This window comes from Bowmanella denitrificans (assembly GCF_039522935.1).
GTDB classification, from domain to species: domain Bacteria; phylum Pseudomonadota; class Gammaproteobacteria; order Enterobacterales; family Alteromonadaceae; genus Bowmanella; species Bowmanella denitrificans.
This window is the reverse complement of sequence record NZ_BAAAEI010000006.1, coordinates 366,852-379,521: the sequence shown is the minus strand read 5'-3', so window position 1 is coordinate 379,521 and position 12,670 is coordinate 366,852. Positions and strand designations below refer to the sequence as shown.

Here is a 12,670-nt window from a genome sequence, read left to right as displayed (position 1 = left end):
CCGTCAAATGACGGGGCTTTTTTTTATGTACTGTCCATTTCCTGAATACGGAAGGACTAAAGAGGAAAAATGACAACGCAACCCAGAATACTCATTTCCAACCAGGACGCTGATCGGCTGGAAGCCATGCTGGATTCATTATCGGACAAAGCCTTTCCCGGTAAAACGGAATTGCTGAGGGAACTGGATCGGGCCGAGAATGTTGACAGCTGCGACATTCCGCCCGGGGTGGTTACCATGAATTCCACGGTGCGATTTAAGGTCGTGTCCAGCGGTGAATCATTCTGTAAAACCCTGGTGTTTCCCAAAGATATGGATGACACAGGCGACAAGATTTCTATATTGGCTCCGATTGGCAGCGCCCTGATCGGCCTCTCGCAGGGGGATGATATGCAATGGCCGGCGCCAGGTGGTAAAACATTGACCGTGCATATTGATGAGGTACTCTACCAACCAGAGCACGCAGGCCAACTGCACCGATAACCAGACGCCCAGCAATGGGTGTCATCTATTCAGGATAAGCATGACACCGGCAATCAACAGTCTGCAAAAGGCCAGGGCCGAGTTTAGATTGCATCAGTATCAGCATGACGCGGGTCACCCCTCTTTTGGTCTGGAAGCGGCCGAAAAGCTGGCGGTGACTCCAGAGCGCGTGTTTAAGACGTTGGTTGCTGAAACAGAAAAAGGCCAACTGGTGGTGGCCGTTGTGCCGGTAAATCAGCAGTTAAATCTTAAGCAACTGGCCAAAGCGGCCACATGCAAAAAGGCCGAAATGGCAAAACCTGACAAAGTGCAGCGCACTACCGGCTATGTTTTAGGTGGGGTCAGCCCGATTGGGCAGAAAAAAGCGCTGGCTACTTTTGTACATGTGTCCGCCAGAGAATATACCAGTATCTTTGTTAGCGGTGGACGTCGGGGCCTGGAAATTGAGCTGAGCCCGGATACCTTACTGAGTGCCACTGGCGGCTGCTTTGCCGAGCTGGTTTAGGGCATATTTGCCACTAAAACCACTAAAAGCCGAAAGTTATTCACCGCCGAGTCGCTGAGAGCGCTGAGAAGAGCAAGAGGTGCTTACTTCGTAAGTTGTCAGTTAGCAGTAGACAGTTGGCCGTAAACAGCATGACACTGGCTGAGTGATGGAAGCCAGGGTAGCCATTGAAATTTGTTGGGCTTAAGCCCAACCCACAGTGGGTCGGAATTTATTCCGACAGCAAAGCTAATTCTATGCACCGTGGGTCGGACTTGAGTCCGACAGGGGGGAAGTAGTCAGTAATCAGTCGGCAGTTAGCTGAATTAAGTGGTCAGATGGAAGAAATCCGTTCACAGAGCATGAGGGCGAGTCAGACTAAACTGCCAACTGCCAACTGCCAACTGCCAACTGCCAACTGCCAACTGCCAACTGCCAACTGCCAACTGCCAACTGCCAACTGCCAACTGCCAACATCAAACGCTTAATTCACCACGCAGATTTTCCATCAGTAAACGGCGGGTGTCTTCTACCGGCAGCTTTTTGCTGAGCAGATAATGCAGCTTAGCCAGAGCGGCTTCCAGGGTCATATCGCCACCAGAGACAACGCCTACTTGTGCCAGCGCATTACCGGTGGCATAGCCCGCCATATTAACCTTGCCGCGCAGACACTGAGTACAGTTAAGCACGATAATGCCTTTTTGCCTGGCTTGCTCAAGTTGTTCCAGTAACGCCTGATTTTGCGGTGCATTACCTACGCCATAGCTTAGTAAGATCAGAGCATTTACCGGCTGTTGCAGGGTATTTCTGATCACTTCGCTGCTGATCCCTGGATACAGGGTTACCACCCCTATAGGCTGGGCGGTGACCGGGCTAACCTGCAGTGGTTGCTGCACCACAGGTTTGACTTGCCCTTCCAGTACCTGAATGTTGATGCCGGCTTCCATTAGTGCCGGAAAGTTCGGCGAAGCGAAGGCATTAAAACCATCAGCGTGGATCTTGCGACTGCGGTTACCGCGCAGTAATTGGTTGTTAAAAAATAAACACACCTCATGGACCGGATAATTGGCCGCCAGATACAGCGCATTGAGCAGATTAACCTGTCCGTCACTGCGGATCTCGGCCAGTGGAATTTGTGAGCCGGTGACGATCACCGGCTTAGTCAGGTTTTCCAGCATAAATGACAGTGCCGAGGCGGTGTAGGCCATAGTGTCGGTGCCATGCAGAATAATGAAACCGTCGTAGCTGTCGTAATTGGCCTGAATATCATCGGCGATATGCTGCCAGTCCAGCGGCGACATATCCGAGGAGTCCATGAGCTGGTCATATTCATGAATAGTGAACTGCGGCATTTCATCACGGTGAAACTCGGGCATTTTGCTTAAGGTTTTCGACAGGAAACCAGGTACACAGACATAGCCCTTGCTGGAAGGACGCATGCCGATAGTGCCGCCAGTATAGGCCACATAGATATGTTTTTTCATAGGGTAGGGCTATTGGTATTTTTGCCGTTATTCTAGCGGGTTGCGCTATTGGGCTCAAACCGCACAGCCACAATCTTTGGTCGTCTTTTGCTGCAAGTGGTGGAATTTCATAGTGCAAATACACAAAGCTGTGCTTGAATACCGCAAAAATACAATCAAACAGGAACCCTATGCGTGTACATATTCTTGCTGCCAGCCTGGCACTGGTATTGGCCGGTTGTCAAAGCAACCCTCCGGTGACAGAGATTCAAAGCACCGTTAGCAGCCAACCGGCAGAGAGCGAAGCGGCTAAATTACGTGAACTGGTAGATAACTACTTTAATGAAAACCTGGCAATGAACCCGCTGTCCGCCACCATGGTGGGGGTGATGGATTACAACCACCTGTTTAGCGCGCCTATCAGTGCTGAAAGTCTGGCGAAAACAGCCGCCTTTGAACGTAAATATCTGGCTCTGGCCAAGCAGATCGATGCCAGTCAGTTGCAAGGACAGGATCGCTTAAGCCATGAGATTTTCCTGTATGCCCGCCAGCAGGCGGTGGACGGTCTGCGGTTTCCCAGCCATCTGATGCCCTTTAACCAGATGTGGGGAGTACAGAATTTTTACCCAATGCTGGGCTCTGGCAGCAGTGCCCAACCATTTAACAGCGAAGCCGATTACAACAACTTTATTCAGCGTAGCCAGGGCTTTGCCACATATATGGATAGTGCCATTGCGGCCATGCGTGAAGGGATACAAAGGCAGGTTGTGCTACCTAAAAGCCTGATCGTCAAGGTGCTGCCGCAGTTGCAGGCGCATATTGTCAGCAACCCCCAGGACAGCGTGTTTTATGGCCCGGTTAAGATGCTTGACAGCAATGCCCAGCTCAGTCCGGCGCAAAAAGCCAGTATCAGTGAAGCTTACAATAAGATGATTATGCAGGTCATTGTGCCTGCTTATCAGCGTACTTATGATTTTATGCTGAACGAGTACCTGCCTGCGGGGCGTGAATCCGTTGGGTTGTCAGCCCTGGTGGATGGAAAGGCCTGGTACGAACATATGATAGCGGTGAACACCACGTTACCATTAAGTGCGGATGAGATTCACCAATACGGCTTAAACGAAGTGGCCAGAATTCGCAGCGAAATGAATAAAGTGCGCCAACAGGTAGGCTTTAGTGGTGATTTGCAGGCATTTTTTACACACCTTAAAACCGACCCGCAATTTTTCTTTAGCAGTGAAGAACAGGTGATCCAGGCTTATGAGCGGGTCAAAGCCGATATCAATAGTCGTTTGCCAGCCCTGTTTGAGGTATTTCCTAAGGCCGACTACGAGGTGAAAGCGGTGGAAGCCTACCGGGCCGCGTCATCGGCTGGTGCCAGTTATCAGCAGCCCGCACCAGATGGCTCCAGACCGGGGATTTTTTATATTAATACCCATGATTTAAAGTCGCAGCCCAAATACCTGGTGGAGACCTTAAGTATTCACGAAGCGGCGCCGGGCCATCATTTCCAGATCGCCATACAGCAGGAAGTGGACGCGCTTCCGGATTTTCGTAAATACGAGTTTTATACCGTGTTTGCTGAAGGCTGGGCACTCTATGCAGAAAGTCTGGGTAAAGAGCTGGGCCTGTTTACTGATCCCTACATGTGGTACGGCAGGTTGTCAGATGAACAGCTACGCGCCATGCGCCTGGTGGTAGACACCGGCCTGCATGCCAAGGGCTGGACCCGTGAACAGGCCATCGACTTTATGCGCCAGAATTCTTCCATGGGCGAGGCGGACATTGAGGCCGAGGTGGAGCGCTATATCGCCATACCTGGTCAGGCCCTGTCCTACAAAATTGGTCAGCGTAAAATCCGCGAGTTGCGGGAACAACTGGCTGCCCAGCTTGGCGATACATTTGCTGTTCGGAAGTTCCATACCCAGGTGCTGATTGACGGTGCCATGCCGATGCCGGTACTGGAAGCCAAACTCAAGCGTTGGGCCGCAGGGCTATAAGCTGAATATAGCCGACCTGCTGGTCGGCTTTTTTATACAGGCTTGTTGTTTATGTACTGTCGTCGCGGCAGCAGAGACTTGCCTGGCATCACAAAATAGTTGAAGATCAGCGCCTTAATTTTCAGGGGAAGGGCACTCAGCCCAACGACGAGCCTGCCACAGAATGCATGGCCGTAAGGACAAATTCACAATGCAACAAGCCAGACTAACCGCCATGCTTGGGCTACTTAGCCTGAGTGTGCTGGCCGACGAGACCATTCCGCATCTAAATCAGCCCATTGAACTGGATGGCTGGTTTGACGAAGCCATCTGGCAACACGCCAAAACTATTGCTATCTACCACATTACTGAGCCGTCCGATCAGGGCGAGGCAGAGGTGCAAACCAGCGTCAGGGTATTTGAAAATGGTGAGTATTTATATCTTGCCTTTGACGCCAAGGACCCAAACCCACAGCAAATCAGAGCCGCCTATCGAAAGCGCGACAATATCTGGGGCGACGACATCGTTGGGGTGAAAATTGATACCTATGGTAACCACAGGCTGGCCTATCAGTTTTTTGCCAATGCTTTGGGCAGCCAGGCTGATGTGATTGAGAATGCTGTAACCGGCGATGAATCATCCGGTTGGGATGGCCACTGGCAGGCGGTCGGTCATATTACCGAGCAGGGTTATCAGGTGGAAGTGGCGATCCCCTTGCATATTATGAATTTCCCCAATATTCAGGGGCCGAAGCAATGGGCCATGGAATTTGTGCGGTTCTGGCCCAGAAATCAGGAACAACGTATTTCCAGCGTGGATATCAGCCATGCCAACGAATGCTGGGTATGCCAGATGCCTTTGTATACCGGCTTTGCCGATATTCGTTCAACACAAAGCCTGGTGCTGGCCCCGGCCTTGGTCAGCAGCATTGAAGACAGCCGGGACCGCAGCACAAATTCAGCCTGGCAACGTCAACGGCAACAGCAGTTAGGGCTGGACCTGAAATGGAGTATCAGCGAAGACGTGACGCTGAACGCTACCCTGAATCCCGACTTTTCGCAGGTTGAGGCGGATTCGGCACAATTGGCGGTAAACGAGTCATTTAACTTGTTTTTCGACGAGAAACGCCCATTTTTTACCGAGAATGCTGACTATTTCACATCGCCCTGGGATTTAGTCCACACTCGTAACCTGTTAGCTCCTTCGTTGGGGGTAAAAGTAACCGGGCGGGTGGCAGAGCATACCTTTGGCTTGTTTGTCGCCGATGATGACAGCACGTCATTTATTGTGCCGGGCAACCTGAGCTCTGCGTCTGCCACGTTAGCCGAAAAAAGTAAAAACCTGGCAGCCCGCTATGCGCACAATCTGACCAAACAGCTGACGCTGGGCGCAATGACCACTTATCGTCAGGCTGATGACTATGCGAATCGTTTGGGGGCACTGGATCTGAACTATCGTTTCACCGAACAGGACACGCTGACCTTGCTAGTGGCGCATTCAGAAACGGATAACCCGGCACAGTTATCGTCCTTACTCTGGGATGAAGCCGTCGTTCGCGCCAGTCAACCGACCCAGTCAGACCATGCCTGGTATTTGCATTACGAGCATAGTTTCCAAAATGGCAATGTGTTTATTGAACATGAAAATATTGGCGAGGATTTCCGCGCTGATTTGGGCTTTATGCCTCAAGCTGACTGGAAACGCAGCGTGGTAGGGGGCGGGCATAGCCTGTATCCGCAGCAGCCAAGTTGGTGGAGTGCACTGCACTTCTATCTGGATTGGGACATTACCCATAATCAGGCCAATGAACTGCTGGAGCGGGAATGGGAAGGTAGTATCGGCCTGGACAGTCTGTGGGACAGCGCGATTGAATTGGGCTTCTTCCGCCGTGAGCGAGCCGGACCGCGTACCAATCACAACCTGTTGACGATAACGGGTAATGCCTGGCGATTCGACGAAAAAGGCCTTACATTTTTTATCGAAGCCAGCCCGTTATCCAGTACTTACCTGAGTGTGTATGTGGAGAAGGGCGACGAACTGGACCTGTACAACAACAGGTTGTCTGATTTGTTGTATATGGAGTCTGAGGCCAAAGTCGCCTTTAACCGCAACCTGCAATTGCAGGTACGCAATGAATACACGCGGCTGAAAGACCAGGGCAATGACGTGTTGGACGCCAATCTGACCGACTTGCGCCTGACTTACCAGTTTTCCAGCCATTCGGCGTTGCGCCTGACCATGATATTGGATGACACCCATCTGGGCCTGGCGCATTTTAACCCGGCAGCCAGAGAAGGTTTGTACCGCCGTGAACAAGGGTTGTCCTCGCAGTTGCTGTACTCATATGAGGTGAATCCACAAACGGTGTTTTTCCTCGGCTATTCAGAATATGCCAGTCAGAACGACAAGATGCTCAGCCTGCGTGCAGATCGACGAACCGCTTTTATGAAGATGTCCTACGCCTGGTTTATTTAGCATATCGGTTTGGCTGGCAAATATGGTAAAACAAAGCCACACAGTTAAAACACAGGGGGCAGGGTGGATATACGGGCGCAGAAGTGTCGATGCGGCGGTCAACCAGGCCCTTTAGTTGCCGTACCAGGCTGTAAAGATCGCTGGACGATTGCATGCCAGATTAAGGTTTGCCAGGCACGTAATACCGGGCAGGGCCGCGTGCATGTGATACAAGGCTGGAACCGTCTTGCCAGCCATTTCTATCGGTAGCGGACAAATGCTGAGCAGCGATGACTTCAGCTGCTAACAGCCCTTTTGCTAAGGCGCTATTTTACTGATGTGTATAGCCAATGATTGGAGTATGATAGCTGGCACTAGATGGTAAAAAAAACGACACTCGAAGCGGAACTCGAAGTGCGAGGATTTCAGGTAACGGAACACTTTAAGCTCACAACAACAAAAAAACGCCTGGAGCTATTCCTTTGATTAAGATTTTTCTGGTTGACGACCATGATCTGGTACGAACCGGTATCAGGTTGATTTTGGACTCCGAGAAGTCCTTTGAAGTAATTGGTGAAGCCGACAGCGGTGAGGAAGCGGTAAAGTTTTGCCGTACCCAGCACCCTGATATCGTGATGATGGATATGAACATGCCAGGCATCGGCGGCCTGGAAGCAACCAAAAAAATTCTGCGCCATAACCCTCAGGTTAAGGTGATATTTCTCTCTATGCACAAAGAAAACCCTATTCCGGCCAAAGTGATGCAGGTGGGTGCCTGGGGTTTTGTCACTAAAGACGCTGAGCCGCGGGAGATGATCCGGGCGATTTTCCAGGTTTGTTCCGGGCAGAAATATATAGCTCCGGATGTGGCCCAACAGATTGCCCTGGGTAAAATTGATGGTAACCAGACCGATCCGTTCAGGGAGCTGTCTGAACGTGAACTGCAAATTATGATTATGCTCACTAAAGGTGAGAAAGTGCCGGATATCGCCACCCGTTTAAGTATCAGCGCTAAAACCGTCAACACCTACCGTTATCGTATGTTTGAAAAGCTTGGCGTTACCGGGGATGTGGAACTGACGCATCTGGCCTTACGCCACAAGTTAATCAGCCCGGAACAAATCTGAGGTATTGCCAACCTGCCGGTAGTTTTGCCAGAGTGTAAAGCTGCCGCAATGCGATTGATTCATATAAACAGAGACCCACTGCCAACGCATGACCAGCGCCTTTGATCACAAAGCCTTTTTGAAAAACCTGACGGGACAACCCGGGGTTTATCGTATGTACAATCAAAAAGACGAGGTGATCTATGTCGGTAAGGCTAAGAATTTAAAAAAGCGTGTATCCAGTTATTTTCGCAGCAATCTGGACAGTGTAAAAACCCAGTCTCTGGTCCGGCAAATCCAGCATATGGATGTGACGGTTACCCATACCGAAACCGAAGCCTTTATTCTTGAAAACAACTACATAAAAAAGTACCGACCACGCTACAACGTGCTGCTGCGGGATGACAAAAGCTACCCTTTTATTTTGCTAACCGACCATCAGCATCCACGTCTGACGCTGCATCGGGGCGGCAGAAAGCCCAAAGGCGAGTATTTTGGCCCCTACCCCAGTGCCTGGGCTGTGCGGGAAAGCCTGCGCACCATGCAAAAGCTATTTCCGGTGCGCCAATGCGAAGACAGTTACTACAAAGCGCGCACCCGCCCTTGTCTGCAATACCAGCTTAAACGCTGTGCCGGCCCTTGTGTTGAAGGGCTGGTTAGCGACCAGGAATACGACCAGCAGGTGCAACTGGCACGGCTGTTCCTCAAAGGCAAGAATGCCGAAGTGATCGATGCACTGGTTAAAAAGATGGAGCAGGCCAGTATCGACCTGAAGTTTGAAGCGGCCGCCCGCTACCGGGATCAGATCTCGGCGCTCAGAAAAGTACAGGAACAGCAGTGGGTCAGTGGCGACCAGCCGGAAATGGATGTGTTTGGTTTTGCCTACCGTAACGGCATTGCCAGTATTCAGGGCTTCTTTATTCGCGATAACAAACTACTGGGCAGCAAGAGTTATTTCCCCAAGGTACCGGCTGATATCGGCCCGCAGGAAGTGTTTCAGTCGTTTCTGCTGCAATATTATCTGGCGGGTAATAAATCGGTGCCCCGGCAAATTGTTGTGCCGATGGTGCTGGAAGACAGTCAGGCCATTGAGGAACTGTTGAGTCGTCAGGCCGGACATAAAGTGCAGTTTTTCCAGGGGGCCAGAGACGAAAAACGCCGCTATTTAAAACTGGCCAATACCAATGCCGAAGCCGCGCTGGAGGCCCAGCAGAGCAGCCAGAAATCGGTGTTTGCCCGCTATCTTGAACTGGAACAGGTGTTGGAGCTGGACAGCCCGGTGCAACGTATGGAATGTTTTGATATCAGCCATACATCCGGGCAGCAGACGGTGGCATCCTGCGTGGTGTTTAATCGTGAAGGGCCATTTAAAAGTGATTACCGGCGCTACAACATTGAAGGGATTACCCCAGGGGATGATTATGCAGCGATGGATCAGGCCTTGCGCCGCCGTTACAGCAAAATAACCGATGAAAACAAGATACCGGATATTCTGTTTATCGACGGGGGCAAAGGGCAACTGGCGCAGGCCGAAGCCTGCTTTGAAAACTGGCCGCATAGCAAAATGCCGATGCTGATTGGTGTGGCTAAAGGCACCAGTCGTAAACCCGGCCTGGAAACCCTGATTCTGGCTGGTAGCCATGCCACTATTCCAATGCAGGCCGATTCTGCGGCGTTACATCTGATTCAGCATATCCGCGACGAAGCGCACCGTTTTGCCATTACCGGCCATCGGGCCAGACGACAAAAAGTCAAAACCCAGTCCAAACTGGAAAACATTCCCGGCGTAGGGGCCAAACGTCGGCAAAGCCTGCTTAAATATATGGGGGGCATGCAGGAAGTGTTAAGTGCCAGTGCTGAAGAAATAGCCAAAGTGCCAGGGATCAGTGAAGAACTGGCATTGATTATCCATGAACACCTGCATTTGTAAGGGCAAATTGGTGTAAGATGACGCGCAGAAAAACAGAACCGGTATGAATGTGACAAGCAGTATGTGGACCATCCCCAATATCCTCACCTCCCTTCGAGTGTTGTTAATTCCGGTTTTTGTGATTGTGTATTTTCTTGATTGGAAGTGGGCACACCAAACGGCGGCCTTTATCTTCTGGTTTGCCGCGATTACCGATTGGTTCGACGGCTATCTGGCCCGCAAACTGGGGCAATCTACCGCCTTTGGCGCCTTTCTCGACCCGGTGGCCGACAAGCTAATCGTGGGGGCTGCGCTGATTATGATTGCGCATAGCTACGACAGTGCCTGGATCACCATCTCGGCGGTGCTGTTAATGTCACGGGAAATCTTTGTCTCAGCGCTGCGGGAATGGATGGCCGAGTCAGGCAAGCGCGATACCGTGCAGGTGTCTTTTATTGGTAAAGCCAAAACCATGGCACAAATGCTGGCATTGATCGGCCTGTTATCGGAACTGGAATATTTTATGGGCTTTCCCATTTACTGGGTGACGCTGGGCAAAATCCTGCTGATTATCGCCACTGTGTTGTCGGTATGGTCAATGTGTATTTATCTGAAGGCGGCCTGGAAGCATCTGACAGCGGCCTGACTGTTGGAAAATAGGGCGTTTGAGTCAAAATTTCGGCAGTCGACACGAAAATGACACTTTTGTGGTTGACAGCCAAGGCGGTGACGGTAGAATTCAGCCCACGTTTAGGGAGGCAGCCCAGTAAGGCAAGACTTTCCTAACAGATAGAAAAATGCGGGAATAGCTCAGTTGGTAGAGCACAACCTTGCCAAGGTTGGGGTCGCGAGTTCGAGTCTCGTTTCCCGCTCCAAATTGGCGGAATGGCAGAATGGCTATGCAGCGGATTGCAAATCCGTGTATCTCGGTTCGACTCCGGGTTCCGCCTCCATCTCTCAACGCAATGCGTTGATTTCTCGAAAGCAAGTCGCTTAATAATCTGACGGCTGAGAGAAACCCCGATGCCCGGGTGGTGAAATTGGTAGACACAAGGGATTTAAAATCCCTCGGCGGTAACGCCGTGCCGGTTCAAGTCCGGCCCCGGGCACCATTTAAAATCAAGCACTTAGCTATAAATTATTGCCCATCCTGTAGTTTTACTATCTACCATTGGAACCTATGCTGAATTGCTCAGGTCAAAATGTAGTCAGTTGAGTAAAGTGTTATCTATACAGGAGAATGCCCGTGAAACTCGATTTGCAATATAAAAGCTTTAGATTAAGAGTTTCTTTAGCTTAGGCCTGGGTCACGGCAGTGGCCGTGACCCAGCGAGCACCAAAAGCCGCGCCCGCGGCTTTTATTACTATTAAGCCCACCAATCAATCGTTTAATCAACAAATACCCCCATTACTGCGTACTTGTTCGTTCTTCTCTTCTGTTCTTCTCCGTGTTCTCTGTGCCTCTGTGGTGAATCCAAGCGTTTAGTCCAAAGTCTCAGCAAACTTAACCAACCGCTCACCAATCATAGCGGTACGCAAAAAATAGCCTGAATTGCTCAGCACAACCACCACGGTGTTATGCTGCAAGTCGCGCCAGTAAAAATTATTAAACGCCTGCCACACCCCATAACTGCTAACCCGCGGAAAATCCTGAACATTCCAGCTAAGTCCCGGCACAATAACTTGACCTGAGACTTTTTCCTCCACCCATAAACCATTGTCTAGCCGGGTAGGTTGATAGGCCTGCTGATAAATCTCTTTGGGCAACAGGGTACCGTCCCGCAGGGCCTGATCCCAGATAACCAAGTCGTGCGCACTAGCATAAATGTTGCCGTCACCGGCCACGCCATCGAAATGATTCAGATCCTGCTCTACGGCGGGACCCAAGTAGAAAAACTGTTTGCTAAAACCATAGGCCCGGTCTTTTAACTTGTCTGTATTAACGCATTTATTGACCACCGCAGTGCTAATCATACCCAGTGGCGCAAAAATGTGAGACTGCAAAAAGTCAGCAAAAGACTGACCCGTAACCCGGCTGATAACTTCGGCCAACAATACATAGTTGCTGTTGGAGTAGTCGTTCTGTTGCCCTGGTGTGAATTTAAGCTTTTGTGCCGGCGCGGCCAGCCAGCTGATCAGGTGCTGCGGGGTGAACACTATGCCTTGTTTCTTTAACAATGCCGCTAAGGTGCGGCTACGGGCATAGTCTGGTATGCCAGAGCTATTTTTCAGCAGATGATCTAAGGAGATATGCTGATAGCGGCTAAGCTCCGCAATATGTTGGCTAACAAGATTCCGGCGTGACAGCCGTCCTTGATGTTCGAGCATTAAAACGGCAAAGGCGGTGATATGCTTGGATACCGAGGCGAGATTAAAGGCCGTAGTGTCACTGATAGGCTGCCCCTGAATATTGGTGTTGCCGATATTGCGCTGAAACAGAATATTGCCGTTTTGCGCAATTACTATACTGCCATTGAATTTGCGCTGATGGGCCAGGGCATCTAACCACTGTGACAAGGCCTGGTGCTTTGTGTTTGGCGTGGCTTGCTCCACCGCGCTAAAATCGGGCAGGCTTAGTACCCGGTATTCAAAAAAGATAAACAGACCCACTACCAGCGCGACAACTCCCACGGCGATTAGCAGCATAAAACCCTTCCCTGTATCTGATGTTTAAGCAGACAGTCTACTATTTAGGTAATTGCGATGATGTAAGTCTTTGTGCAGATGTATGTTGTTGGCGAGCTTGGAAATATCCAGGTGGTAATTAAAAAGGCTTCTCGCAAAGACGCGG

9 protein-coding genes and 3 tRNA genes are annotated in these 12,670 nt (G+C 50.7%); 10 read left to right on the top strand and 2 right to left on the bottom strand.

From position 1 onward, the window contains the following. Nucleotides 1-69 precede the first annotated feature (69 nt). The gene (rnk, locus tag ABD028_RS04695) at nt 70-483 is read left to right on the top strand and encodes a nucleoside diphosphate kinase regulator (protein WP_343842348.1); all 414 of its coding nucleotides are present in this window, start codon (nt 70-72) and stop codon (nt 481-483) included. 40 nt (nt 484-523) lie between these two features. Further along, nucleotides 524-988 carry a Cys-tRNA(Pro) deacylase gene (gene ybaK, locus ABD028_RS04690; RefSeq protein ID WP_343842345.1) on the top strand — a complete coding sequence of 155 codons (465 nt, stop codon included), beginning with the start codon at nt 524-526 and terminating at the stop codon, nt 986-988. Between the two features lie 455 nt (nt 989-1,443). Here the strand turns inward: ybaK and ansA are convergent, their stop codons facing one another. Further along, complete coding sequence (gene ansA / locus ABD028_RS04685) at nt 1,444-2,451, bottom strand: asparaginase (RefSeq protein WP_343842343.1); 1,008 nt, start codon at nt 2,449-2,451, stop codon at nt 1,444-1,446. Between the two features lie 170 nt (nt 2,452-2,621). Here ansA and ABD028_RS04680 point away from each other — a divergent pair, with 170 nt between their 5' ends. From ABD028_RS04680 to ABD028_RS04645, 8 genes are all read left to right on the top strand, one after another. Continuing rightward, nucleotides 2,622-4,430: a DUF885 domain-containing protein gene (locus ABD028_RS04680; protein WP_343842340.1), complete on the top strand. Its 1,809-nt coding sequence runs from the start codon at nt 2,622-2,624 to the stop codon at nt 4,428-4,430. A 190-nt stretch (nt 4,431-4,620) separates the two neighbouring features. Further along, nucleotides 4,621-6,885, top strand: coding sequence for a carbohydrate binding family 9 domain-containing protein (locus ABD028_RS04675; protein WP_343842337.1), 2,265 nt, complete (start codon nt 4,621-4,623; stop codon nt 6,883-6,885). A gap of 461 nt (nt 6,886-7,346) precedes the next feature. Then, complete coding sequence (uvrY, locus tag ABD028_RS04670; protein ID WP_102796940.1) at nt 7,347-7,991, top strand: UvrY/SirA/GacA family response regulator transcription factor; 645 nt, start codon at nt 7,347-7,349, stop codon at nt 7,989-7,991. Between the two features lie 88 nt (nt 7,992-8,079). Beyond that, a complete protein-coding gene (gene uvrC, locus ABD028_RS04665; RefSeq protein ID WP_102796939.1) occupies nt 8,080-9,900 on the top strand; it encodes an excinuclease ABC subunit UvrC in 1,821 nt (606 codons plus the stop codon). 61 nt (nt 9,901-9,961) lie between these two features. Next, nucleotides 9,962-10,525 carry a CDP-diacylglycerol--glycerol-3-phosphate 3-phosphatidyltransferase gene (pgsA, locus tag ABD028_RS04660; protein WP_343844025.1) on the top strand — a complete coding sequence of 188 codons (564 nt, stop codon included), beginning with the start codon at nt 9,962-9,964 and terminating at the stop codon, nt 10,523-10,525. Between the two features lie 153 nt (nt 10,526-10,678). Next, nucleotides 10,679-10,754: transfer RNA gene (locus tag ABD028_RS04655), tRNA-Gly, on the top strand. Between the two features lie 4 nt (nt 10,755-10,758). Then, nucleotides 10,759-10,832 (top strand) — tRNA-Cys (locus tag ABD028_RS04650). A 72-nt stretch (nt 10,833-10,904) separates the two neighbouring features. Beyond that, nucleotides 10,905-10,991 (top strand) — tRNA-Leu (locus ABD028_RS04645). A gap of 370 nt (nt 10,992-11,361) precedes the next feature. Here ABD028_RS04645 and ABD028_RS04640 read toward each other — a convergent pair. Then, entirely contained in the window at nt 11,362-12,525 is a 1,164-nt protein-coding gene (locus ABD028_RS04640; protein WP_343842333.1) for a serine hydrolase domain-containing protein, read from the bottom strand. Nucleotides 12,526-12,670 lie beyond the last annotated feature (145 nt).

What these genes read in the sequence shown, in the direction of transcription:
- ansA (WP_343842343.1), bottom strand. Translation starts at nt 2,451, where the DNA reads ATGAAAAAACATATCTATGTGGCCTATACTGGCGGCACTATCGGCATG.
- ABD028_RS04675 (WP_343842337.1), top strand. Translation starts at nt 4,621, where the DNA reads ATGCAACAAGCCAGACTAACCGCCATGCTTGGGCTACTTAGCCTGAGT.
- ybaK (WP_343842345.1), top strand. Translation starts at nt 524, where the DNA reads ATGACACCGGCAATCAACAGTCTGCAAAAGGCCAGGGCCGAGTTTAGA.
- uvrC (WP_102796939.1), top strand. Translation starts at nt 8,080, where the DNA reads ATGACCAGCGCCTTTGATCACAAAGCCTTTTTGAAAAACCTGACGGGA.
- ABD028_RS04640 (WP_343842333.1), bottom strand. Translation starts at nt 12,525, where the DNA reads ATGCTGCTAATCGCCGTGGGAGTTGTCGCGCTGGTAGTGGGTCTGTTT.
- ABD028_RS04680 (WP_343842340.1), top strand. Translation starts at nt 2,622, where the DNA reads ATGCGTGTACATATTCTTGCTGCCAGCCTGGCACTGGTATTGGCCGGT.
- rnk (WP_343842348.1), top strand. Translation starts at nt 70, where the DNA reads ATGACAACGCAACCCAGAATACTCATTTCCAACCAGGACGCTGATCGG.
- pgsA (WP_343844025.1), top strand. Translation starts at nt 9,962, where the DNA reads ATGTGGACCATCCCCAATATCCTCACCTCCCTTCGAGTGTTGTTAATT.